A 25,707-nucleotide genomic window follows, 5' to 3' on the forward strand; every position below is an offset into this window, starting at 1 on the left:
TGAAATAAAAATCAATATTAGTCAAAAAAAACAGAAAATTTCCGTAAAAAACAACTTGTATTGACACAAATAAGAATAATAATGAATTTTACCGAAATTAAATTACTGAAAAGCTTTCTGTAATTGATTAAAAAAAATAGCCATGAGAACATTAACAGCAAATGAAATGACAGCTTCCAATATAGGGAAATTTGAACATTTATCGCTTCTGGTTGGTAACACACCAATGCTGGAGCTTACTTATACTTACCAGGGAAGTATAGGTAAAATTTATGTTAAATGTGAGCATTATAACCTGACAGGCAGTATTAAGGATAGGATGGCGCTTTACACCCTGAAAAAAGCTTATGCTGAAGGCAAAATCAAAGCAGGAGACCGTATAGTTGAGGCTACGAGCGGTAACACCGGGATTGCATTTGCAGCAATAGGCAAAGCTTTAGGTCATCCGGTAACCATCATAATGCCCAACTGGTTGAGCAAAGAGCGCATGGATATTATTAAAAGTTTAGGTGCTGAAATTATTCTGGTGAGCAAGGAAGAAGGTGGGTTTATTGGTAGCATTAAACTTGCAGAAGAGATGGCCGAAAACAATCCGGATATCTTTTTACCAAAACAGTTCGAAAATATTGCCAATCCAGAAGCACACGAACATACCACAGGTAAGGAAATCTGGGGCCAATTAAAATTGAAAAATCTATCACCCGATGCTTTTGTTGCCGGAGTAGGCACCGGAGGAACCATCATGGGCGTAGGTAATTTTTTAAGAAAGCAAAACGCTGATATTAAAGTACACCCACTTGAACCTGCAGAATCACCTACTTTAACTACGGGTTATAAAGTAGGCAGCCACAGAATCCAGGGCATTTCTGATGAGTTCATTCCAGAAATTGTTAAACTGAGCGAACTGGATGAAGTGATACAGGTAAATGATGGCGATGCCATACTAATGGCACAAAAACTAGCTGAGAAACTTGGTTTAGCGGTAGGCATATCATCAGGAGCCAATGTGATAGGTGCTATCAAACAACAACAAAAAATGGGAATTGACAGCTGCGTAGTGACCATCTTTTCCGATAGCAACAAAAAATATTTAAGTACCGATCTGATGAAGTTGGAACCAGTTAAAACAGGGTATATTACCCCTGAAGTAGATTTTCTGGATTACCAGGCCTTTAGCAGATTACATTAATCAACATAACCAATAAACTACAACATGAAAAAAATCATCTTTTTGTTCTGTACTGTATGCCTGATTAGCCTTAGTGCATATAGCCAAATTTTAAAACCCGTAACCTGGAGTTATGCCGCAAAAAAAACAGGTCCAAATACAGCTACTGTTTTCATCAAAGCTTCGGTAGATCAGGGCTGGCACCTTTATTCACAATTTGTTAAAGACGGAGGTCCTGTTAAAACAACCTTTACTTTTCCTGCATCCGGCGCTTATACCCTGGTTGGAAAAACAATCGAACCAAAAGCAATAACCAAGTTCGAATCTACTTTTAAAATGGATGTAAGCTACTTCGAAAAGTCGGTAGTTTTTCAACAAAAAGTGAAGCTAAAAGGTAAAACCGCAACAATTAAAGGCAATGTAGAGTTTATGGTATGCGATGATAAGCAATGTTTACCGCCAGAGCAGGTCGAATTTAGTATTCCTGTAAAGTAATAGCATTACCAAGAATATGATATCCTTAAAAAAAATATGTCTCGGTTTGCTGTTCGTTTGTGCCATATCCTTAAATGGATATGCACAGGATAGCTCCGGCACCGACGACCTCACTTTTACAGAGATAAAGCCAGAAGCACCTGATAGTACGATTAAAGCAAGTGATACTGTTGCCAAAATAGCAGCCGCAGTACCCGCCACGGTTAAACAAACTGTTGCGCCATCAAAAGAAGAACACAAAACTTTGTGGGGAATTTTTATTGCAGGCTTTGTTGGCGGTTTAGCAGCCTTGTTGATGCCCTGCATCTTCCCCATGTTGCCCCTTACAGTAAGTTTTTTCACTAAAGGATCAGAAAAAGGGAAAGCCTTCCGGCGGGCAGCATTGTATGGGTTTTTTATTATCCTCATTTATGTAGTGCTTGGACTTTTGGTTACGGTAATTTTTGGTGCCGATGCCTTAAACAGTCTCTCTACCAATGGGATATTCAATTTCTTTTTCTTCTTATTGCTTGTTGTTTTTGCAGCTTCGTTTTTGGGTGCTTTTGAAATTACCCTACCCTCTTCATGGGTAAATAAAATGGATGCCAATTCGGATAAAGGCGGCATTGCAGGATTATTTTTTATGGCCGGAACACTGGCCTTAGTATCCTTTTCCTGCACAGGCCCTATTATAGGTACTTTATTGGTACAGGCAGCTACAACGGGGGCTTTGTTAGGGCCAGCAATTGGCATGTTTGGCTTTTCTTTGGCTCTGGCCATTCCTTTTGCCTTATTTGCTTTATTTCCGTCTGCGATGAACAAACTACCAAAATCTGGTGGTTGGCTAAACAGTGTTAAGGTTGTTCTAGGTTTTCTTGAGCTTGCTTTTGCCCTGAAATTCTTAAGTAATGTAGATCTTGCCTACCATTGGGAATGGTTTGACCGCGAAATATTTTTAAGCCTTTGGATTGTTATTTTCGGAATGATGGGTATTTATCTGCTGGGGAAACTAAAGTTTTCGCATGATAGTCCTTTAGCATTTATTTCAGTACCCAGGCTTTTTCTAGCCACTGTAGTATTGGCCTTTACCATTTACCTGATCCCGGGCATGTGGGGCGCGCCATTAAAAAGCATTTCAGCCTTTCTTCCACCTCAGGAAACACAGGATTTCGATTTATATACAGCCAATTTATTAGCAGGGAAACCGACTGCAACAAATGATGGTCCGCATAAATATGCTGATAAATTTCATGCACCATTAAAGCTCAATGCCTATTTCGATTATGATGAAGGTTTAGCTGCAGCTAAGAAACTGAATAAACCTGTACTCATTGATTTTACAGGCCATGCCTGCGTAAACTGCAGAAAAATGGAAGCCAATGTTTGGCCAGATAAAGACGTATATAAAATGATCAGTAATGATTATGTATTGATTCAGTTATATGTGGATGATAAAACAGCACTTGCTCCGGCTGATGTAACGGTTACATCTGAAGGAAAAAAACTCAGCACCATTGGTAAAAAATGGAGCGACCTGCAAGCAAGGAAATTCCAGTCAAATTCGCAGCCTTTTTATGTACTGCTTGATCCAAAAACAGAAGCACTATTGGCACCACCACAAGGTGCTGATTATGAAATAGCCAATTACCAAAAATTCTTAAAAAGTGGTTTAAACGCTTTCCACTAACAGATAGGACATAAAAGCGTTTATTTTAGTTAATGATGGAAGGACAGTACCGGATGGTCTGTCCTTTGTTTTGCCTTTTTTTTTCCACAGGTAAATCCACTCATTTACATACCTCAGCATTAATCTTTGCAAATACGTATCGCTTACAGGATGGGACAGGACGGATTAGCCGAATAAAAGTTCTAACATCGTATAACCAAGTATAAATCCATTCTTTTAATCATTACCTATATGAGCAAGAAAAATTACGCTAACATAATGCAATCGTTTGCATTTACTGATCTCATTATCGCCATTTTAGATTCGCGAAGCACATAAGAAGAAAAGCCAGGTGTAGCCAAACTAACTCATTTTTCATCTTGTACGAGGTAATACATCCAGATGCAATGGATTACTTGCTTAACCATACACCCTCATAACAGATAGCACAGCACCTCCGGTATGCTATTACCAAATAACCAAATATTTACAAAACCAATTAAATTATGGGTCTTAATTTTTATCCAGAAAAGTTAAAGCGACGAAGAGGTTGTTCCTACAGGGCAATCCTGATCACTAGCATGTCTGCACTCTGCATGTTATGTGTCGCAAATAATGCAAATGCTAACCATCTGAAAACAGCACTTTCGTCAGTCACAACAAACATCTCCATGAGCAAACGAGACGTTACCCTAAAAGGAAAAATTGTTGACGAAAAAGGTGAAACCTTGGTTGGCGTGAGTATAAAAGTAAAAGGTACAACTATTGTAGCCTCTACCGATGCCAATGGTACTTTCTCCGTTACTATTCCATCAACGGTGAGCAACCCGGTTTTGGTGGTTTCGTACATTGGATATGCCACACAAGAATTACCCGTAGATGGAAAAACTACGATCAGCATACAATTAAAGAGTTCCACAAATGATTTAGATGAGGTTGTAGTTGTTGGTTATAACACCGTAAAAAAAAGTGATTTAACCGGCGCGGTGGTAAGCGTGGGTGCAGAACAGATCAGATCAAGGCCGGTACAAAATGCATTACAAGCCATACAAGGCAAAGCAGCCGGGGTTGATGTTACTTCAAACGAGCGCCCTGGTCAAGTTGGCTCCATTTTAATCAGAGGTGTACGATCTATAAATGCCAGCAATTCACCATTATACGTAGTAGACGGTATTCCATTTGCAGCAGGCGGTATTGAAGCCATCAATCCTAACGATATCGAAAGTATCGACATTTTAAAAGATGCATCCGCAACTGCAATCTATGGATCAAAAGGAGCAAATGGCGTTGTATTGGTTACCACTAAAAAAGGTAAAACAGGCAGGTTAACTTTAGATTATGTGGGTACGGCAACCATCGAAACCATCCAGAACAGAACACAGATGATGAATGCTGCCGAATACATCGAATTCCGCCGCGATGCTTACCGCCGTGTAGGTTATTTAAATCCTGCAGCTCAGGCAAGCACTACTTATCCTGTTATACCAACACAAGCAGATGATAACCGCATATTTCCTAACGATAGTTATGTAACGGCAAACATTGCGCAAGGCTGGCAAAATGGTGTTTACAACGGCAGCTTAGTGCCTACAACAAACTGGACCGATTTGGTTACACGGACCGGCATTACGCAAGACCATGTATTAAGCGCCAGTGGCGGTACAGACAAATTAAAAGCTTATGCCTCATTTGGCTACTTAAACCAGATTGGTACAGAACTTGGCCAGGATTATAACCGTTATACTTCTAAGGTAAGTGTAGAACTGAATCCGGTTAAGTGGTTTAAATTCGGGGCTAACATTACCGCATCTTACGGCTTGCAGAACTATGGGTTTTCAACAGGTAATGCAACCGGACCGAGCAGTTTATATGGTGCAGCACTAGGCATGCTACCTGTTGCTGTACCTTTCGATGTAAACGGTAACAGGATCAATTTACCCGGTGCAGACATCAATATTCAAAATCCCGTGGGTGAAGATCAGTACAATATCAATTTACGTAAAGTGTTAAGAACAATCGGCTCTTTTTATGCTGAAGTAAGCCTTTTGAAAGGATTGAAGTACCGTATTAACTTTGGCCCTGATTTTTACAACAACTACAATGGAAGATACCAGGATGCAAAATCAATCAATCGTGGCGCGGGCGAATCAGGCTCTACCAATTATGCTCAGCTTAACCAAAACAACAGATTTGCCTATACGCTGGATCACCTGGTTTACTACGATAAAACAATAAAAAAACACAACTTTGGTGTTACTTTATTGCAGAGTTCATCACTCTTTAAAGAAGAGAGTTCATCAATGACGGGAACTAAAATTCCTTTAAGTAACCCACTCTGGTATGGCTTAGGCGGTGCCAATATTCCTAGCCTGGATGCTTTTAGTACCGATTTGAGTAGAAACACTCTTGTATCCTACATGGCCAGAGTTAATTACAGCTTTAATAGCAAATACCTATTAACTGCATCTGCGCGTTGGGATGGTGCATCGCAATTGGCTGAAGGCAACAAATGGGACTTTTTCCCCTCTACCGCAATTGCGTGGCGCATAGATCAGGAAGATTTCATGAAAAACATCAAATGGATCGATCAGATGAAACTTCGCTTAGGTGTAGGTAGTGTAGGTAATTCGGCCATTTCTTATGGAACAACTTTAGGTAAATTACAGCCCTTAACTTATACTTATGGTAGTTCGGTACAAACGGGATATGTAGCATCAGATGCATCACTGGCTAGTCCTCCTACCTTACCAAACAAAGCGCTTGGATGGGAGCATACTTTACAATATAACCTTGGACTTGATTTTAGCTTAGTTAAAGGAAGAGTTGGCGGTTCCCTAGACTTATATAAATCTAAAACTACCGACCTGTTATTACAAAAAGACATTTCTTCAATAAATGGTTATACTTCATCTTTCGATAACATTGGAGAAACCCATAACAGAGGTATCGACATTACCCTGAACACTGTAAACTTAAAAAACAAAGATTTTAACTGGTCTACAACCTTAAGTTTCTCGGCAAGTAAAGATAAGGTGGTTAAACTGGCCAACGGCGATGTAATTGGTAGTTTATTGTTCATCGGTCAAAGGGTTAGAGTAGCCTACGATTTTGTCAAAGATGGCATCTGGCAAAATACGCCTGAAGACTTGGCTGAAATGGCAAAGTTTAATGCTAACCTGCCAGCAGCAAGCGCTTTTAAACCAGGCAGCATCCGGGTTAGGGATCTGAATAACGATTATAAAATTGATGCCAATAACGATAGAATGATTAGAGGAAGTTACACGCCAAGCTGGACCAGCGGGATGACCAATACCTTTACTTACAAAAACTTCGACCTTTCTATCTTTATTATTGCAAGATATAATTTTTTGATTGCCACGGGCGCCGAGTCACTACAGGGCCGTTTTGCCCAACGTTTGGTTGACTATTGGACACCAACCAACCCAACAAACGATTATCCTGCACCAAATTATGGAAGTGCAGCCGGCGATCCTTACCGAAGTGCTATGAACTACCAGGATGGATCTTTCGTAAAAATCAGAAATATCTCATTGGGCTATTATTTCCCGGAAAAAATTGCTAAAAAATTAGCATTATCTAAATTAAGGGTATATGCACAAGCCATTAATCCGGGTTTAATTTACTCTAATGTTGGCTGGGTTGATCCTGATTCGGGCATCTCATCCAACAATAGCGTTACCTCAACTTTTAACAGAGGTGTCGTATTTGGTGTTAATGTTAGCCTTTAATCCTTAATCGCTATTTAAAGAAATTGATCATGAAAAAGATTATAAATATATTATCGGGTGCTGCAATATTAGGAGGACTGATGATTTTCCCTACTTCCTGCAAAAAAAGCTTCTTAGATGAAGAAGTTGTTAATGCCCGTACCACTGCAGATTTTGTTACAACTGATGGCCTCGACGGTTTAAGCATAGGCATGTACCAGAGTTTAAAATTTCACTTTAATTATACCTGGGCATATACTACCGCCAACTATGGAGTAGATGAATTTACAGTTGGTGGAGATAGAACCGAACAAATGTGGAATTCTTACGACGCAAGTTTGAATTCCCTTAATGCTGATGTAGCCAGTGTATGGGATAATATGTACGAAAACATAAATTCGGCGAATATTCTTATCAAAAACGTACCATTGTATTATCAGGGTGCAAGCAAAAACACTCGTCTGGGCGAAGGTTATTTTATGCGTGCTTTCGATTATTTCAAACTGGTAAAACAATATGGTGGTGTTCCGTTGAGGTTAGAAGCACAGGATTTCATTCAGGAAGAATTTACCAGGAACAGTGCAAAAGAGGTATATGAGCAAATAATTCAAGATTTTACACAAGCTTATAACTTTTTACCGGCTACAGTAACAGAAACCGGCCGCATTACCAAATGGGCAGCAGCACACTTTTTGGCAAAAGCGTATTTATTCCGTGCAAGCGAAATAAACAATAGCTGGAATAGTGATACCAAAACCGCCGATCTTCAGAACGCTGTAAAATATGCCGATCTGGTGATTAACAGCGGTCAGCATACTCTGGCTACCAACTTTAGCGATTTATGGAATTTCACGACCATTGATGGCACAAACGAAACCAACAAAGAAATCATTTTAGCCGCCCAGTTCTCTGGCAATACAGCTACTCAGGGGCGTTATGGTAACCAGGTACATCTGTATTATCCGTCTATTTACCAAAATTTACCAGGCATGCAACGCGATATCCCTGGCGATCGTGAATTCCAGCGTTTAAGGTCTACAGATTATGCCCTCGATGTTTTTGACCGTGTAAACGACTCGAGATTCTGGAAAAGTTTTAAAACACGTTATTTATGTAACAGGCCTGCCGCAGCACCACTTTGGACAGCAGGAACAGCACCAACACCAGATCTTGTGGGTAAAGCAAAATTTGCCGGCGGTGAAGAATCTATTCTATATATCGTTAATAATGCAGGCGATACCAGGTATACACCTGCAGTTGCAAATGCAAACCCTGCACTTCCCACCGATATTAGTCGCCGTAAACCAAGTATGTATGTAAGGTACTTTGCTGGCCAAACTCAAAGTTATTTGGGTGGACATGGAAATTATGGTGTGAGTCAGTTTGTTGCTCTATCTAAATTTATGGATGGTTCAAGAAATGCGGTAGCCTCTCAATTTGGTCAACGGGATGGTATTTTAGCCCGCCTCGCAGAAACCTATTTAATTGCAGCTGAAGCTTACGGACGAATGGGCCAGTTTGCGCAGGCCATTCCATACTTAAATAAAGTTAGAGATCGTGCTGCGTATAAGGAAGGTGAAGACCGTTCTGCTTATGTAGATGGTGGCGCATCATATAAAAACAATGCTGCTGCAAACACAGCGCAATTTGTTTCATATTCTGATAAAAACAGCTATTTCGAGTCGAATAACCTAACCGCTACAACTGCCACTACCCTAACAGGTATGCACTTAAACAGCGAAGCTGACATATTTAACTCCAATAAAGAGTTTTATGATAAAATTGGTGCTACCTCACAGGAAAATAAGTTTACCGCTTTTATCTTAAACGAACGCTCCAGGGAGCTAATGGGCGAGTTATTGCGCTGGGAAGATTTGGCACGTACCAAAACATTGGTAGCCAGAACAGCTGCCTTTAACGATGAGGCAAAACCTTCAGAGAGCAAACATTACTTACGCCCAATTCCTCAGAGTTTCTTAGATGTGATTAAGAGCGGTGGAGCTGCATTAACACCTGAACAAAAACAGGCCATGCAAAACCCAGGCTGGTAAGTAATTTAGGGTAAAAAAAGGTTTATTATAAATATAGCTTGGTCATCCTGAAGGATAATTTATTATACTAAAACCAAAATAGATGATAGAGACTTTTTTTTTTGCGGTGATAGGCTGCGAAGAATCGTCATTGCGAGAAGACTTTTTTCAGCCGACGAAGCAATCTTAATGCGCACGCTTTTAGCGATTGTTGTAAGATTGCTTCTTTTCTCGCAATAATGGCATTTTATTGAATCTGTAAAATGGCAAGTCGAAGGACCTAATTTAAATACTTTGAAGTGTTTCGACAGGCTCAACATGACAGAATCTGATGAAAAATTAACTGCCTCGTCAGAGATGAAGAAATCTTTTCTTATTGGAATTGCAATAGTCTACTGGAGATTTTTTTTTGTCATATTATTTTTATTGAGAAGCATTACTTTAGATATTTTTCTTTCTTTTAAGCTGCGATTTTAGGATTTATTGAGCTGTTTGCAAACTCTAATGGCGATAAGTACCCTAAGTATGAATGTCTTCTTTTTCTATTATACCAGACCTCTATATATTCAAAAATGGCTAAACTAGCCTTCGCTCTTGTTTTATATATCTGCTGGTATATCATTTCTGTTTTTATAGTTTTAAAGAAACTCTCTGCAACTGCGTTATCCCAACAGTTTCCTTTTCTGCTCATGCTTTGCTTTATCCCTAAGCATTCTAATTTTTTTCTGAACTCGGAACATGCATATTGTATACCTCTGTCTGAGTGAAAAATTAACTGTTGGGTAATAGGTCTATTCTTTATAGCCATTTCTAATGCCTTTATCGTGGTGTTCTCAGCTTCCATATTTTCACTTAATGACCAGCCTACAACTTTTCTATCCGCCAGATCTATAACTGTTGTCAGATATAGCCAACCTTCCCCAGTTTGTATATAAGTGAGGTCTGAAACCCATTTCTCTCTAATATTGGCGGCATAAAAATCTCTATTAAGGAAATTTTCTGCTAAGGAGTAAGTGTGCTGTGAATCTGTTGTCTGTACCCATTTCTTACGGATGGTACTCTTTATACCCAATCTGCGCATCAGCCTGGCAACTCTGGGCCGAGAGATAAAGATCCCTCTGGAACATAATTCGGCAGTAATACGCGGACTCCCGTAACACCCTTTACTCTCTGCGTAAATCTTGCTTATCTCTATCATAAGATAATTATCATCGGTAAGCCGCTTACCCTGGGGGTTTTTTAACCAGTAATAAAAACTACTGTTGTTTATTCCAAATACCCTACACATCCTTTCAACAGAAAATATCTTTCGGTAATCTTTTATAAATCCGAATATCTCCCGTCTCCCTTGGAAAAGATGCCTACCGCCTTTTTTAATATATCACGTTCTAGCTGGGCTTCTTTAAGCTCCTTTTGAAGTTTCCGAATCAATTGCTGCTCCTCGCTAAGGCTTGTAGTATCAGCTTTTGCAATTCCTTCGCGCTCTTTCCATTTACTTAAAAGGTTCGAACTTATACCCAATTCTATTGCAACATCCTTTATCGAACCCCGCGCATGGGCCAGATCCAAAGCCATTCTTTTAAAAGGCTCATCAAATATTCGTCTGCTCATATATTCAAATTTAAAGTTTAATGTTTAAATCTGACAAATAAAACCCTCCAGTCAAATGTAGCAACTCCATATCTTTTTGATGCTATTTCGATATAAACTTTTAACAGATACCATACCATTGTTGCGCCTAGAAAAAGAAAACTCATATATTGGCCTAGAGGTAAATGGTAAAAACCTGATGATGGCGTTAACCATACTGAAACCAAATTAAAGGGTGATTTAAGTATTATTGAAGCAGAAATTTACGAGCAGCCTTAGGCAGACTTCTGAAGTTTACAGGCCCGTTCCGTTGGCAGATGCTAATAGAAAGGTCGTCATCTCGACTGAAGTGCAACGGAATGGAGAGATCTTTTAACCAAGTTATTGAAATGAAATTTAAAGATTTCTCCACTGCGGTCGAAATGACGACACTTCGAGGAGACAAATTAGCCCCTCAGATTGACATTAAAAACACGATATGAAAAAATTTAAAAAAGCTTACTTGCTGCTTTTTTGCTTAACCGCTTTCATCCATTCGGTTAATGGGCAGTCTAAAGCCAACATCGAAGTTAATTTCGACAAGAATATAGCGCCCATGAAACCCATTTGGGCCTGGTTTGGTTATGATGAACCGAATTATACCTATATGAAAGATGGTCAGAAGTTATTGACCGAACTTTCTAAATTAAGTCCGGTTCCGGTATATGTACGTGCGCATAACTTGCTAACCTCTGGCGATGGTACTCCTGCTTTAAAATGGGGATCAACAAATGCCTATACAGAAGATGCCAAAGGTAATCCCGTTTACAACTGGAAAATTGTTGATCAGATTTTCGATACTTATGTAAAAAGAGGCATGAAACCTTTGGCACAAATTGGCTTTATGCCCGAAGCGCTATCAACCAAACCTTTTCCTTATCAGCATAAATGGAAGCCAGGCGCCCGGTATGATGAAATTTTAACCGGCTGGGCATATCCCCCTAAAGATTATAAAAAATGGAGCAATTTGGTTTACGAGTGGGTAAAACATTGTGTCGCACGGTATGGCAAGGCTGAGGTAGAAAGCTGGTATTGGGAAGTGTGGAACGAGCCCGATGGCGCTTATTGGAAAGGTACACAGGCCGAATTCTTTAAACTTTACGATTATGCTGCCGACGGACTTAAAAGGGCTTTACCCACTGCAAAAATTGGTGGTGCCAATGTAACAGGTGGAGGAACAAAATATTTAGATGCCTTTATCAAACATTGTTTAAACGACACCAATTATGTAACGGGTAAAATCGGTTCTCCTTTAGATGCTGTACTTTTTCATGCTAAAGGCTCGCCAAATGTGGTTAATGGAACCGTAGTGATGAATGTAAGGACTCAGCTCCGCAATATTGATGGAAATTATAAGATCATCAGTAAATACCCTCAGCTTAAAAATATCCCTGTAATTATCGGAGAATCCGATCCTGAAGGTTGCGCTGCTTGTGGCATGAGTACTAACCCAGAGAATGCTTATCGCAACGGCACCATGTATTCGAGCTATACAGCAGCCTCTTTTGCCCGACTTTACGAACTTACAGATAAATATAAAATCAATCTGTTGGGCGCTGTTACCTGGTCGTTCGAATTTGAAAACCAGCCCTGGTTTGCAGGCTTTCGAGATTTAGCGACTAATGGCGTTGATAAACCTGTGCTGAATGTATTCAGGATGTTCGGCCAGATGAAAGGGAACCGTGTTGAAGCCATAAGCAACCGCATGTACAATTTAAATGCTATTTTGGATTCGAGCATCAGAAAACCGCAAACCGATATAGGTGTTTTAGCCACTAAAGCTGAGAAAACCGCTGCTGTTCTGTTGTGGAACTACCATGATGAGGATAAAACGGATTCGAAAGATCTTATTTCTATCTTGCTGAATAAACTGCCCGCAAAAACGGTAATGGTTATAGAATATCGCATTGATACCGAAAACAGCAATTCTTACTCAGAATGGAAAAAAATGGGCTCACCCCAAAATCCAGATGCAAAACAGATTGCTGCATTAGAGAAATCCGGGCAACTTAAAATGATTGGTAAACCGAAAAAATTTGACACCACAGGTGGTGCTTTTGAAATGGAATTAGCCCGGCAAGGAGTAGTTTTGCTGAAATTGGATTGGTAGCTTTTTGCTTTTTTTACCACGGAAACACGGAATGCACAGAAATAAATAATCGTTTATAACGATATAATCGTAATCCTATTTATGCACTCGTTTGGAAACGAGCGCAAGCAATAAATGTGAAATTTCCTACTCCGGTCGTCAAACTGAATTTATTTCAGGGTCTTAACAGCATGATAGATACTGACCTGTAGCGAAGCGGAAAGCTACGAGTAAAACAAGTTTAGTATGACGCAATATTAATTTGATTAAGGCTTAACCACCAATGGCGCTCCGTTTACCATTACGTTCTCCATTTTAACATCCTGATGCCTGTTTTTTAAAAAAGGTGTTTTCGTAGTTACTTCCAAATCTTTAAAAAGAAAGCCAGATACCTTATCTTCCGGGTTTCCATCCATTTCGCCAAATTTAGTTGCCTCAACTTTAATGTTGGCTATCTTAATGTTCCTGATTGTACCAAATGGTTCCGCAGTGCTGCCTGCCAAATCGAAAAACTGTTTCCAGGGATTTAAGTCGATAATTGCACCGCATTTCCCGGTAATGTTTTCTACCGTAATATTTTCGTAAAGCTGAAAAGTATCTCCACGCATTTTCATTTTTAAAATGGGGCAATTATTATCCACTTTACAGTTGCGCATGGTAATATTACGTGCATGGATACACTCACTTCCCATGGTTAAAGTAGCATGTGCTTCGCCAATGGTACAGTTTTCAATTAAAATGTCTTCAACAATCCCGTTTTCTGGCAATTTCTGTGCATCAGGACCTTTACCGCCTTTAATACAAATGGCATCATCATTTACCGAGATATAACAATTCCTAATGGTTACTTTTTTACAAAAATCAATGTCTATACCATCAGTGCTTGGTGCTTTTACTGGGCGAAATGGCGAACGGATATCACAATTCTCAATTAATACATTGTTAGATTGGTACAAATGGGTGGTCCAGAATCCTGCATTACGCAATTTCACCCCCTTAATAATCACATTGTTGCATCCCCATATAAAAAGTAACCGCGGACGGCTTACCTCCAGATTTGTAGATTCCCTTCCTAATTTTTTAAGTGAATCGAGATGTGCCCAAAATGTTTTCCAGAATTTAAGGCCATTTCCATCAATGGTGCCTGGGCCTGAAATACTAAAACCATCTACCTTTGTGGCATTAACCAATGCGGCAAAATATTTAAGGCTCCTGCCTTCCATCCGCGATGGGATAAAAGGATAATCTTTTATATCATCAGAGCCCTTAAGCACAGCGCCTTCCTGTAATAACAACTTCGTTTTAGGCTTAAAAAAGAGTGCTCCGCTAAGATAAACACCTTTAGGAATTACAATCGTTCCTCCTCCTTTTTGATAAGCCTTATCAATTACACTTTGAATGGCTTTGGTGTTCAGTTTAGTGCTATCATTACCTACACCAAATTTTGTGATGATATAATCTTGTGCCATGGCATTTATACCGATGACGGTAAACAAAGTGAGTATTAGGAATCTTTTGATGATAAATTTCATATTATTTGTATAATTTTTTTTTAAAATTTCGTGTGCCGGAGTTAATAATATATGTTTAGTTGAAAGCTGTAATGCTTACCTGGCCGATTAACCCTGAAGGCATTACACTCCAGTTTGATGCATCAAAATCCTTATAGTTAATATTTACGAAATTAATCTCGTGGTAATTCCGCCACTGGATTTTTTTGATATCCATATCACGGATCCGGTTCGCCATCAAATTAACCACTTCAATTTTTATGGTATTATGTCCTGTTTTTAAATATTTACCCACACGTGCCTGAAAAGGGATACTACATAAAATGCCTACTTCTTGTCCATTAATCCATACACGTGCACTTTCATCTACCTGATTCAGGTTTAGAACATATTCTTTGGCCGATTTTGAACTCAGCGTAAAGCTTGAAGTATAAACACCTGTACCAGAAAAGGCCTGTAATTTAGGATCGTTTAAAGTAGTCCAGCTTACCAGTTTAGCTAACTGCTGATCTGCAGGAAGTTCTGGTCCACCCTCAGTAAAATGTAAATTCCAGGCTTGGTTGAGATTAACAGTACTGGTAGCTTTATTTAAATAAACCCAGGGCGTTTTGGTTGTTCCATTCTGACCGACCTTTAAAAACAAACTCTCACCCGATTTAAGCTGTACACGAACCTTTTTATCACGTATTGCCGCCAAACCCACATTCGAGCTTTGCGGATCCATGATTAAAACCTGTCCACTTTCATTTAAAGAAAGTTCGGTATCAATGTCTTTAGCGCTGTGGTTTACCAGATAATAATATTTGCCCGTTGTTGTTTTCCTCCTGATAAACTGCAGTCCGGTATCGGTTAATGTTTCTCTGTTAATATTTATCGAATTTAATGCCTTTTGCACATCCGCAGCCAATAAAATTACGCCTGGTCCAATTTTAAACTGTTTAATACCATTTGCCCCATCCGTAAAGATAAATTTTGCTAAATCAGCTTTTAGCTGTGCTCTTCTGGCTTCCAGATTATTTAAACCCGGAACATCTTTAGGTAATGCCTGAAAAATGACTTTTGCTCCATTGCTGACCAGTTTTATTATCTGATCTAATGTTTCCGGGCTCATCATTTCGCATTGCGGAACAATTAATACCTGATATGGCGAAGCATCTGCGTTGGTACTGATTAATACCTGGTTAACCGTTGATTGCTTTAACAAGCGATCGGATGCAAAATCGAACGAATAGCCAGATTTAGAAAGATCTTTTGATAATTTATAAAAGGCTGTTGGGTGTAACCATTCATCAACATCATGTACTTTTAAGGCCATATCCAAACCTTTCGCCTTGTTCCAAACATCATAAATTGGCCAATAAATTAATAGTTCGTTGTCTGGCTTTCCTGATTGAAGAACAGACTGACAACGGGCAATATAATTATTCAATCCTTGTGCATGTGGCCATAAACTGTTGTTCGGGTTCATTTCTACCGAAGCGTAAAACAGCCATCCCGGCCAGGGCACATTTGCTGGCGAATTGGTGGTTCCATGATAAAAAACATGGTTTATCCCCGACAAAAACAATTGCTCCGCTTCTGGTTTGCATTGCGAAAACGAGGTTTTAAAATGCTCAGTTAGCCAGGTAAATGTTTCGGAAGAAACCAGTTTTTTGCCGCCTGTATGCGCGGCAGAAGAAGCAAATTTGAACATCATCGGATCTGGATCTACGTTGCGGATATCCGCTGCATCACGCCTAAGTCCTGAAATCGGGAAGTAACTTGAACCAAAGGTTTCGGTTTCTGGAATGTCAACGGCCCCATAAAGATCGAGCAGATTGCCCGGCGAACCATGCGACTGGTTTTTGGTAACCGATTTAAGCTGATGTGCCCAATTGGTCCAGTTTTGCGTAAAATTATGGAGCAGAAGCTCATCCATGGTTTCCCGGTAATCAGATTTTAAACGCGCAATATCTGCACTTGTAGAATCTTTACCGGTTAGTTCTTTAATATGAGCCGCAAGATCATAGCCCCTGTTTTTCTTAAATTCCTGAAAGAAAGTTGGTGTCCAGGTAGCGCCATACACTTCATAACTATCATTAAAAAACGACCGGACACCTTGCGGTTTTTCCTTAAAAGCATCTGAGAATCTTTTCAGGTAAATATCAACTGCATTTTTATCGAGGTGATCTAAAGTAAAACCTTCCCCCCCAGGTGCAGCACGTTTAACCATTTGTCTTGTTTTACCTGCAAAAGCAGCATAGATACCCCAAATACCGCTCGTTGGCGACCAATTTAAAGCTCCATCGGCCTGAACTTTTGGAAGCAGATTGAGCACCTCACCATTTGGCCCATAAGCGGTTAAAGCCTGCAACTGCGCGAAATCCTGTTTCGCTTCTTTAACTTTAATGGTTTCGGTTAACTTCTCGCCCGCTTTGATTGTATATTGCTGGGTAATCAGTTTGGTGGCGGCATTTTCTGGCTTAATCTGCGGACCGCCAAACGGCCAGCCTGTACCTGTATTCATGTCTACTCCTAAACCCAAAGTATTGGCTTTATTTACCGTATAGTGCAATATATCTATCCACTTTGGCGATAAAAACTGGAGGTATTGTTTTTCATAACCCTTAGCACCATAAATTGGTGTAATTTCTACTCCACCGAGACCAGCATCTGCGTATTTCTTTAAAACCAGGTTTAAATTCTTTTCGTCTACAGCATTTCCCATCCACCACCAGCGGGTCCAGGGCTTCATCTGCTTTTCGATAACAGGCCAACTGCTGGTATTTTTCACAGGCTTTTGTGCTTTAGCCAAACTAAAAATCAATGTACTAAGCAGCAGGACAGAAAAGAATCTTTGTAATTGCATAGGTTTAATCTAAATGGAAAACCATTTCTAAAGGAAGTGTTTTTGGAGAATTATCAGCATTGGTTTCCATAATATCCGCCATGTAGGCCCACCATTTCTGCACAATCCGGGTACTGCCTAAATCCTGCGAGGAACTGCCATTTTGTTGTTGCACAGCAAAAAGTATATTGGTTTCTTCATCTAAAAAAATAGAATAATCGCTGATCCCATTTTCCTTTAATAAAGCAGATAGTTCTGGCCAGATCTCATCATGGCGCTTTTTATATTCTGCTTTAAAACCGGGCTTAAGCTTCATTTTGAATGCAATTTTCATGTTTTTAATTTTATTTTTAATGAGTTTTAGTAACCAGTCCTGTCATTCTTAACGCAGTGAAGAATCCCGAACAGATAAGCACTCAAACAGAGTTCTTCATTTACATTTTGGTTCAGTGTTTTTAGCTAGACCTGTATTCTATGCTTAAAGATTCTCCACTATGTTAGAATGACAAATATCCATGGTCTGTGTTTTCCCTAAATCTCTGAAATTCATCTCAGTTACTTTTTAAGCTTATATACCTCTGTTCCGGCCAATAGGAAACAACCTAGGCCATAATCTTCAAAATCAGGCATGCTGGTGTAACTTACCGGCTGTCCGTCTTTTGGTTCCTTACCTGTTCCCTGCATAAAACCAATAAAGCCATTTTTTTGAACAGCATCTCTCGTCATGGCGTTCCAGGCTTTGGTAATAATCGGCAGATAAGTAGCCTTATCTAAAATACCTTGATTTACACCCCAGGCCATGCCATATACAAACAAAGCAGTACCCGAAGTTTCCTTACCACCAAAATGGGTCGCATCGTGTAAACTTACATTCCAGAAACCATCAGTACGCTGGATGGCCGCCAAAGCTTTAATCATTTCTTGATAGGTTTTTAAGTATTCACTGCGGTGAACTTCATTTTCAGGAATAATTTCTAACACACGTACCAGTGCAGCGACCACCCATCCGTTACCTCTTGACCAATAACAATCTTCACCATTTGGTTCTTTATAAGGAGGCACAAAATCTTTATCGCGCCACCAAAGGCCATCTTTGGCATTGTACAAGCCACCACCCTCAGTATTTTTAGCATGCATATACATTTTGTACATGTAATTATAATAGGTGGTATCGTTGTATAATTTACCCAGTTTAGCAAAAACAGGCATTCCCATTTGTATGGCATCAATCCATGTCCAATCGTTTACCTTGCCCGATTTGATTACCAGATCGATGGAAGCTTTAATGTCTTTAATGCGTTCGGGTTGTTTATCGATCAGGTAAAGATCGATATAGGTTTGTCCACAGGCCTGATCGTCGGCATTTTTTGTAGTAATACCATTTCTTAAACCCCAGTTATGTTTTTCGCCCCATTGAACCGCATAATCGTAATATGCTTTTTCAGGATGAATTTTATAAAGATTCATTAATCCTTCGTAATATACTGCCCTCGTCCAGATATTGCTTGGTCGCTCCCTATTGGTTATAATCGACTTCCCCGCATCAGGCCACTTGTTCATGAAATAAGCATTTGTTAATTTCAATACTTTTAAAACATCCTTTTTATTGGGGATTTTTTGTGCAAAAAGTACCTGTGTAAATACGCTGAGAATCAGAGCGGAACTGAATATAAATTTCTTCATGGTGATATTTCGCTTATCGATTAATTGGAATTAGGTTTTGGTTTTAACTCATCCGGACTATCTTTTGTAAAGGTATCGAACTGAATTTTCGACGGACTTTCGAAAATATCTTTCACGGTATTAAAAGCCACTTCATATTTTGGATTAAACTGATCAGACATCATATATTGCTGCAAGCTGAAATAAAGTTGTTGCGCAGCAGGAGTATCTTTTAAATCAGGTGAGAGATTAGCGCTAGAAACCACAAGTTTCCCCTTACCTACCCTCGCTTCGAAAACCAATGCCAAACGGCGGTTCAAAAACCAGGTATCTATCGGTTGAATAATTGGCTTAAATCCAGAGGGAAAATCTTCGAGGTTCATTACCTGCGATTTGTTTACAATTTCCCACCATTGCATATCACTATGATAATCCGTTGGAAAATTTTTAAAAGCAGCATGTTTTGGATCACATAAAATCCCTAAAGTATGTGGTGGACGCATTTTAAACCATGAGGTATTCCAGAAAACAGGAAGAAAGGTTTGCACTACTTCTTTTCCTTTTACTACTTTGCCAGCTGCATTGAGAAAAACATTGCCACCATCTGCTAAAACGGACCGGGCTTGATCATCTAAACTGGTGCAATAGTATACGTTGCTCTTAACCGCTTGCAATTTCGCAGGATAAACCCAAAAGCTCCAATCGTTCGCAAATTCAGTTCCATCAATGGTAACTTCCAGTTTCAGTTTTGCTGCTTTTGTAATACCATTTAGGGGGAATTTGATTTCTCCGATCGCAATACAATTGGTAATATTGAGCGTTTTAGGGCTAAAATTACCTTTGACCACATTTACTCCTCTTTCATCGTTGAGGGTCCACGAGAGTTTTGCATTTTCAATTGGCGCTTGCCCGAAATGTGCCACTTCTACAGCAGCTTCTAAGGTTTCGTTATTGGTAAAAACAAATTTTGAAACTTTTAGCAAAGGCACCGTGCTATTAGAAAAGCGTTTAAATTCCTTAGCGGTAATATAACCTTTCTCATCCCAGAAGGCATCCAGAACACCAACAAGTGCTGTTCCCTGCCCTGGATAATCATTTAGCGATAATAACTGGTAGCCATTGTAATTTGGTGTGCGTAATGCCTTTTCGATTTCATTTTTATAACAAAGGGCTTGTAATTTACCCGAAGCCATTAAAAAATCGTGCCCCTGATCGGCCATATCGTGGTCTTTGAGATCTTCCTGAAACATCTCGAAGTTTTTTGCACGATAAACACCCGTGTATTTTTTTATTTCATCGAAATTTGGGAAAGCACAATACTGTCCCATTTCATGTGCTACAAAAGGCACTGTAAACTGCTCGATCTGTTTGGCATAAATAGAAATAGTCTCTGGTTTTCTGCCCCAGTCTAACCCCCTGGCACCTGCACGTACCATAAATTCGTTGTTTGGAATAACCGGCCAGCTACCACCAACTGACGCGCCTGTATATAATCTTCTCGAATCTTTAGCTTTCCAATAATTATTAAACTTAGTAAGATATTCAACCTGTCTGCCGCGCGGTTCGTTACCATAGGCCATCATACAAAAGGATGCATAATTGCCATAGTTTTTAGTCATGCGGTTGGTTTCATCATAAATAAACTGATCGATCGGTTTTCCATCTCCGATAGAAGTACCATGATTGGCCCAGCTTGGTCCCTCTGGCTGAAGGTAAAAGCCGATTTGATCTGCAGCGATAAAAGCAGCTTCAGGCGGACAAAACGAATGGAAACGCATGTGGTTTAACCCATGAGCCTTCGAAATTTTAAAAATGCGTACCCATGCGGCAACATCCATTGACGGATAACCTGTTAACGGAAATTCGCAATTGTTAACCGTACCGCGTAAAAAAACCGGACGACCGTTAATTTCAAAAGTTCGGCCTACAGCTTTAAACTCGCGCATGCCGAATTGCACTTTTTTCTCGTCTTTTTTGCCATCTTTCGATAGTAAAGTTGCTGTTAAACGGTACAATGCCGGATTGAACTCATCCCAGGTGGCTATTTTATCGCCCATTGGCAAATCGATTTCTAAGCTACCTTCGCCGTTTGTGATCTCATAAGTTGCTGTTACCGGTTTTACCTGCAGGATATTTTTGGTATTGAAACTGCTGGCAGAAAGTATAATTTTTCCTGCAGAAGATTGATTGGCACTGGCTTTCAACTGGATTTTAACCTTCGCTGACTTTTTCTTTAAATCAGGGTAAACCTGGATATCTTCAAAATACACTGGCGAACCGGCAGTTACCTCCATTTTACCTACCACACCATTCCAGTTACCTTGGGTATGGTCGGTTAAACTATGTGAATCTTGCCCAACATTAATCGCTTTGATACGATTATCGATTAATAAAGTAATGGTATGTTTTCCTGCCTTTAAATTTGCCGGGAGTTCAAAATTCTGCGCAACCACAAAGGTATACTGTGTTCCGATCTCAATATCGTCTATCCAAACCCTTGTTTCCGAATGGGGGTATTCCAGAGATATCACCATTCTTTTACCTTTCCAACTGGATGGAATTAAGATATCTTTCTGGTACCATGCTGCGCCAGTATAATGTTTGGCGGGGGTTAACCAGAAAGGCATTTTCAGGTTACCAGGTTTTCGATATTTTTCTAAGCGGGGATGAAAAAAGTACGAGCTATCGTAAATACTTCCGGTCCATTTTGTTTTTAAGGTAATGTTGTCGCCCTTTAGGTTTTCGGCCATTGAGCCTGGCAGATGAACAGATTCTGGAAGAATGGTGGAATACCATTTTCCTTTAATACCTTCGTCTTTAGCATCAATTTTGAAACGCCATTTACCTGCAAGCGAAATGTTTTGGGCATGTGTTTGCGTAATGCTTAAAAATACGAAAGCAATGCCTATCAGCACTTTGAAAACCCGATGAACCTGTTTATGCATAAAATTTAACGGCTTATCACCGCTGGTATTTGGTTAGGCTGTTAAAATAAGACAATATCTTCAGCAAAGCATCCTGTAGTATCCTGCTCTATGACTTATTTCAGGTAGCTATTCAATTTATTGTGTCTTAATTTATTCAGGCCTTCTACAACAGCAGCTGCATTTAACTTCGCTCCTGCCTCATTGGTATGCGTATGGTCTTTCTCGGTAAAAAATGTCTTTACCTCAGTTGCACTTAAAGCGGCATATTTATCTTTAATAATTTGGTTCAATGGAATAAAATCGACTTTTTCGGCTTTTGCAACTTCTTCTGCCCAGCTGGCATAACTGTCGTTGGCTAAAACTACAGCATCATCTTTAACCGGATTGCGTGGAATTGGTGAGCAAACAATAGGTGTTGCGCCTTTTGCTTTAATATCGCTGATGAATTTGCGCAGGTACCAGCCATAAGTATAAACCACTTCCTGCTTTTTCTTAATCGGGTTATAAATTTCTTTACTTTCCATTCCGATACCTTTTATGGTACCACGGGCACGGGCAGTATCGTCTAACGGGCTGCTATCGTTATGGCCAAACTGCATCATCACGAAATCGCCTTTTTTTACTTTTGCCAAAACAGCATCCCACAAACCATTGGTTTGGAAAGTACGACTGCTGGTACCGCCAAGTGCATCGTTTTCGACATTGATTTTTTCACTGTTGAATAAATCTCCGATAAAACTTCCCCAGCCCCATAAAGCGCCGTCGCCTTTTCCTTTCCCGTTTTTAACGGTCGAATCGCCAATGAGGAATAAAGTTGGTTTTTTCTGTTGTTTTAAGATGATACAAGAAGAAAAAACAAGAAAAGCAGTTAAGAGAATGAGGGGTAGGTATTTAGTCGATTTCATTTTTATTAGAATGATTATACAGATTTTAGTCTATTCAAACCTCGTAGGTTTTAAAAACCTACGAGGTTTAGCATTTTAAAGCAAATACTTTTTCAAATCACAGTCTTTTAATTCTTTAATTCCTTCTACAACAGAGGCAGCGTTAACTTTAGCACCTTCTAAATTGGTATGGGTATGGTCGCCTGGAAAATACAGTTTTACCTTATCGGGACCGAGCGCGTCATATTTATCGGCTGTTATTTTATTCAGATCAACGAAACAGGCATTTTCTTCTTTGGCAACTTCAGCGGCCCATTTTCCAAAATCGTTATTGGCTCGAACCACTTTGCCATCTTTAAAAATGTTCCTTGGGATCATGGAAAGTACAATTGGTGTGGCGCCTTTTGCCTTGGTTTCGCGTACAAATTTGCGGATATACCAGCCATAGGTATGCACCGTTTCTACCTGTCCATCCGGCCAGGTTAATACTTTGGTTTCTTCGCCGGTTCCTTTTAACACACCTCTTCTTCCGACTTTTGTAGTATCAGGTACGCTTCCGTCGTTGTGTCCGAACTGCATGGTAACGAAATCGCCTGGCTTTAGTGTTTCCAGAACCTTCTCCCACCTGCCTTCCGATAAAAAAGTCCGCGTGCTCCTTCCGGCCATAGCGTTATTTTCTACATCAATCCTGGTGCTATCAAAAAGAGAAGCAATCGGTGTTCCCCAGCCCCAGGTTTCTTTGTTCAAATTACGGACAGTAGAATCACCAATGATATGCAAAACGGGCTTATGTTGAGCGATAAAGGCAGCAGAACAAATAATGATGATCATTCCTGCCAGGATAAAGCTATATTTTTTCATTTTATAATTATTATTTTTGGGGTTCTACAAGTGTGATATTGGGTTTTGGTGCTTTCTTCATTCCGAAGCCGAAATAAAAGCCGGTATGTGGCGGTTGGTTGTAGCCATCATTTTGCCAGGCGATACTTAAACGGTACTGCGGATCGTGCATTAAAGTATAATTACGGTGTGCTGTTGGTATTGTGGTGGTATAAATGCGTAAACTTTGGTTATCATACGACCTTAAGATCAGCTCTTCACGCCAATCGCCAAAAATATCGGCACTTAATGCTGGTGTAGATTTGGTTCCGTTGTTAGCAACAGCTCCATCAGCCGTAAAAAGCCTGCCGCCATTGTATTTATCAATGTGGTTTGCATCTAAAAGTTCTCTGGATAAATCACCGTCCCAATAAATCAAAAAATTAGTTGATCTTGGCTGATCCCCAATTCTATTGCCTTTTATATCATATAATCCGTTCGATCCTGACCACCACATCTGTGCACCGAAACGGCTATTGTCAATATTATCGGCCACTCCCCGGCCTACATCCTCGTCGGGTGATCCTTTCCATAATATTTTGCCGGTTTTCGCATCGTAAACGGCCACACCAGGCCCTTTTGTACCTTCTTCTATTTCATGAATACCAAAAACTTCCAAACCAGGGTGTTCAGGATCAAGATCTGAAACATGAATGGCATCACCATGCCTCAATCCTGTGGTATATAATCCTTTCCCATTATCATCCACACACATCGAACCGTAAATAATTTCGTCTTTTCCATCGCCATCTACATCTGCAACCGTAAGATTGTGGTTCCCTTGACCCGAAAATGCATTTTTAGCGTCTTTACTATCAAATACCCATCGTGAAATTAGTTTACCATTGCGCCAGTCCCAGGCCGCCAAAACCGTTCTGCCGTAGTAACCTCTGCACATCACTACACTTGGATGAATACCATCTAAATAGGCCACGCAGGCATTAAACCGATCTACCCGGTTACCAGAATTATCGTTTTTCCCGTTTCCGCCTTTGCCTCCCCAGGCGCCAATATTGCCACGGGCAGGAATATAATCTGTTGTGGCCAAAGCCTCTCCGGTTTTTCCGCTAAACACAGTTAAAAATTCAGGACCATCCAGTATTTTACCGTTCGCGTTGCGCCAATATTTAGTCGCATCGCCAATTACTTTTCCTTTGCCATCTATTGTTCCGTCAGCAGTTTTACATACCATTTCGGCAATGCCATCGCCATCCAGATCATACACCATAAATTGAGTATAATGGGCACCTTCGCGGATGTTTTTCCCTAAATTAATCTCCCACAAAAAAGTTCCATCTAATTTATAAGCCTGAAAAATTGGTGGATCAGTAATACCGTTTGATGAGTTATCCTTGCTCCGGCCAGTTTGATGCAATACAATTTCATATTCACCATCTCCATCTAAATCGCCTACTGAAGCATCATTAGGCGTGTAACCTGCTGGTGTTTTTAAAGGAATCGTTAAATATTGCTGAATAGGTGATTTGGCTGGCAACCTGAAAGGTTTACTGGCTTCTAATTCAATGCCTTTTAAAATCGGTTTTACAAAATAGCTGTTTGGAAGATCGAATTTAACTCCTGCATCAACAAAATTAGTGCTCCTGGTAATGGGATCGTGATTGAGTTTTATGGCTTCATTATTCCCTGATTTGCGGTATAAGTTAAAAGCAATTTCATCGGCATCGGCACCCAACATCCGCCAACCTACATAAACTGAATCATTATTTTGCCTTACTGCAATTACACCACGGCCCAGTTTTTCCATTTGGCGCTGGCCGAAAAGCTGAGTTGCAAAGAACGAGCAGATTATGAAGCAGGAAAATGTAATGGTTTTGGTCATCATGGCTTGTGTAAAAGCTTAATTAAAAAATAGAATCGATTCACTATATAGGCAGTCTTGGCTAATATAGCTACTCTTTTATCGGTAATTACAATGGGCTTGATCAACACCAGAATATCTAAGAAACGAAGGATCATCAATGCATAATTTGGTTAGTAAACTTAACAACTGCCGGGTAACCGCTATTAAAGATTTATGTCCAATGTAAATAGTATATTTTTAAGGCGCATCCTGTAGTATCCTGCTTTTCGAAAATGACAATAAGCTATAATAAAGATTTCTGCTAAAAAATTTAAACATTAAGCAAAATTCACTTTACTGAAGCCTTTTACACTTTCCATTTATATTTCTTTGCTTATCTCATTTTCGCTAATGCAAAGATTGTAGAATTTA

At 39.8% G+C, this 25,707-nt stretch carries 16 protein-coding genes; 6 read left to right on the forward strand and 10 right to left on the reverse strand.

The features are described from left to right. Positions 1–142 precede the first annotated feature (142 nt). The 5 genes from KYH19_RS12995 (at position 143) to KYH19_RS13015 (ending at position 9,087) form a co-directional block, all read left to right on the forward strand. Entirely contained in the window at positions 143–1,189 is a 1,047-nt protein-coding gene (locus KYH19_RS12995; protein WP_121286957.1) for a PLP-dependent cysteine synthase family protein, read from the forward strand. A 24-nt stretch (positions 1,190–1,213) separates the two neighbouring features. Next, complete coding sequence (locus KYH19_RS13000) at positions 1,214–1,663, forward strand: protein-disulfide reductase DsbD domain-containing protein (protein ID WP_121286959.1); 450 nt, start codon at positions 1,214–1,216, stop codon at positions 1,661–1,663. A 16-nt stretch (positions 1,664–1,679) separates the two neighbouring features. After that, a complete protein-coding gene (locus KYH19_RS13005) occupies positions 1,680–3,329 on the forward strand; it encodes a protein-disulfide reductase DsbD (RefSeq protein ID WP_219075430.1) in 1,650 nt (549 codons plus the stop codon). 650 nt (positions 3,330–3,979) lie between these two features. Beyond that, positions 3,980–7,057: a TonB-dependent receptor gene (locus tag KYH19_RS13010; RefSeq protein WP_219075431.1), complete on the forward strand. Its 3,078-nt coding sequence runs from the start codon at positions 3,980–3,982 to the stop codon at positions 7,055–7,057. 29 nt (positions 7,058–7,086) lie between these two features. Continuing rightward, a complete protein-coding gene (locus KYH19_RS13015; protein ID WP_255562417.1) occupies positions 7,087–9,087 on the forward strand; it encodes a RagB/SusD family nutrient uptake outer membrane protein in 2,001 nt (666 codons plus the stop codon). Between the two features lie 439 nt (positions 9,088–9,526). Here the strand turns inward: KYH19_RS13015 and KYH19_RS13020 are convergent, their stop codons facing one another. Both KYH19_RS13020 and KYH19_RS13025 read right to left on the reverse strand, forming a co-directional pair. Then, positions 9,527–10,444, reverse strand: coding sequence for an IS3 family transposase (locus tag KYH19_RS13020; RefSeq protein ID WP_132404431.1), 918 nt, complete (start codon positions 10,442–10,444; stop codon positions 9,527–9,529). Continuing rightward, the gene (locus KYH19_RS13025) at positions 10,387–10,677 is read right to left on the reverse strand and encodes a transposase (RefSeq protein WP_132404428.1); all 291 of its coding nucleotides are present in this window, start codon (positions 10,675–10,677) and stop codon (positions 10,387–10,389) included. The genes KYH19_RS13020 and KYH19_RS13025 overlap by 58 nt, the downstream gene beginning before the upstream one ends. A 457-nt stretch (positions 10,678–11,134) precedes the next feature. Between KYH19_RS13025 and KYH19_RS13030 the strand changes: the two genes are divergently transcribed. Beyond that, a complete protein-coding gene (locus tag KYH19_RS13030) occupies positions 11,135–12,805 on the forward strand; it encodes a beta-xylosidase (RefSeq protein ID WP_219075432.1) in 1,671 nt (556 codons plus the stop codon). 245 nt (positions 12,806–13,050) lie between these two features. On the opposite strand, the gene KYH19_RS13035 is transcribed toward KYH19_RS13030, so the two are convergent. The 8 genes from KYH19_RS13035 to KYH19_RS13070 form a co-directional block, all read right to left on the reverse strand. Continuing rightward, positions 13,051–14,316 carry a glycoside hydrolase family 28 protein gene (locus KYH19_RS13035; RefSeq protein WP_219075433.1) on the reverse strand — a complete coding sequence of 422 codons (1,266 nt, stop codon included), beginning with the start codon at positions 14,314–14,316 and terminating at the stop codon, positions 13,051–13,053. Positions 14,317–14,371: 55 nt separating this feature from the next. Then, a complete protein-coding gene (locus KYH19_RS13040; protein ID WP_219075434.1) occupies positions 14,372–17,143 on the reverse strand; it encodes a glycosyl hydrolase in 2,772 nt (923 codons plus the stop codon). 4 nt (positions 17,144–17,147) lie between these two features. Continuing rightward, positions 17,148–17,456 carry an L-rhamnose mutarotase gene (rhaM, locus tag KYH19_RS13045; protein WP_219075435.1) on the reverse strand — a complete coding sequence of 103 codons (309 nt, stop codon included), beginning with the start codon at positions 17,454–17,456 and terminating at the stop codon, positions 17,148–17,150. Between the two features lie 221 nt (positions 17,457–17,677). Further along, positions 17,678–18,805, reverse strand: a complete 1,128-nt coding sequence (locus KYH19_RS13050; protein WP_219075436.1) for a glycoside hydrolase family 88 protein — start codon at positions 18,803–18,805, stop codon at positions 17,678–17,680. Between the two features lie 20 nt (positions 18,806–18,825). Next, positions 18,826–21,729 (reverse strand): sugar-binding domain-containing protein, encoded by a 2,904-nt coding sequence (locus KYH19_RS13055; RefSeq protein WP_219075437.1) that lies wholly within the window; start codon positions 21,727–21,729, stop codon positions 18,826–18,828. A 95-nt stretch (positions 21,730–21,824) separates the two neighbouring features. After that, positions 21,825–22,616, reverse strand: a complete 792-nt coding sequence (locus KYH19_RS13060) for a rhamnogalacturonan acetylesterase (protein ID WP_219075438.1) — start codon at positions 22,614–22,616, stop codon at positions 21,825–21,827. A 75-nt stretch (positions 22,617–22,691) separates the two neighbouring features. Continuing rightward, the gene (locus KYH19_RS13065) at positions 22,692–23,456 is read right to left on the reverse strand and encodes a rhamnogalacturonan acetylesterase (protein ID WP_219075439.1); all 765 of its coding nucleotides are present in this window, start codon (positions 23,454–23,456) and stop codon (positions 22,692–22,694) included. Positions 23,457–23,466: 10 nt separating this feature from the next. Further along, on the reverse strand, positions 23,467–25,314 hold the full coding sequence (locus tag KYH19_RS13070; RefSeq protein ID WP_219075440.1) for a rhamnogalacturonan lyase: 1,848 nt from the start codon (positions 25,312–25,314) through the stop codon (positions 23,467–23,469). Between the last annotated feature and the right edge of the window lie 393 nt (positions 25,315–25,707).

The organism is Pedobacter sp. D749 (assembly GCF_019317285.1).
Lineage (GTDB): Bacteria > Bacteroidota > Bacteroidia > Sphingobacteriales > Sphingobacteriaceae > Pedobacter.

Bases quoted from the DNA above. Each gene is read 5' to 3' on its own strand.
- KYH19_RS13035 (WP_219075433.1), bottom strand. From the start codon at position 14,316: ATGAAATTTATCATCAAAAGATTCCTAATACTCACTTTGTTTACCGTC.
- KYH19_RS13055 (WP_219075437.1), bottom strand. From the start codon at position 21,729: ATGCATAAACAGGTTCATCGGGTTTTCAAAGTGCTGATAGGCATTGCT.
- KYH19_RS13030 (WP_219075432.1), top strand. From the start codon at position 11,135: ATGAAAAAATTTAAAAAAGCTTACTTGCTGCTTTTTTGCTTAACCGCT.
- KYH19_RS13005 (WP_219075430.1), top strand. From the start codon at position 1,680: ATGATATCCTTAAAAAAAATATGTCTCGGTTTGCTGTTCGTTTGTGCC.
- KYH19_RS13060 (WP_219075438.1), bottom strand. From the start codon at position 22,616: ATGAAATCGACTAAATACCTACCCCTCATTCTCTTAACTGCTTTTCTT.
- rhaM (WP_219075435.1), bottom strand. From the start codon at position 17,456: ATGAAAATTGCATTCAAAATGAAGCTTAAGCCCGGTTTTAAAGCAGAA.
- KYH19_RS12995 (WP_121286957.1), top strand. From the start codon at position 143: ATGAGAACATTAACAGCAAATGAAATGACAGCTTCCAATATAGGGAAA.
- KYH19_RS13070 (WP_219075440.1), bottom strand. From the start codon at position 25,314: ATGACCAAAACCATTACATTTTCCTGCTTCATAATCTGCTCGTTCTTT.
- KYH19_RS13010 (WP_219075431.1), top strand. From the start codon at position 3,980: ATGAGCAAACGAGACGTTACCCTAAAAGGAAAAATTGTTGACGAAAAA.
- KYH19_RS13015 (WP_255562417.1), top strand. From the start codon at position 7,087: ATGAAAAAGATTATAAATATATTATCGGGTGCTGCAATATTAGGAGGA.
- KYH19_RS13040 (WP_219075434.1), bottom strand. From the start codon at position 17,143: ATGCAATTACAAAGATTCTTTTCTGTCCTGCTGCTTAGTACATTGATT.
- KYH19_RS13025 (WP_132404428.1), bottom strand. From the start codon at position 10,677: ATGAGCAGACGAATATTTGATGAGCCTTTTAAAAGAATGGCTTTGGAT.
- KYH19_RS13000 (WP_121286959.1), top strand. From the start codon at position 1,214: ATGAAAAAAATCATCTTTTTGTTCTGTACTGTATGCCTGATTAGCCTT.
- KYH19_RS13050 (WP_219075436.1), bottom strand. From the start codon at position 18,805: ATGAAGAAATTTATATTCAGTTCCGCTCTGATTCTCAGCGTATTTACA.
- KYH19_RS13065 (WP_219075439.1), bottom strand. From the start codon at position 23,456: ATGAAAAAATATAGCTTTATCCTGGCAGGAATGATCATCATTATTTGT.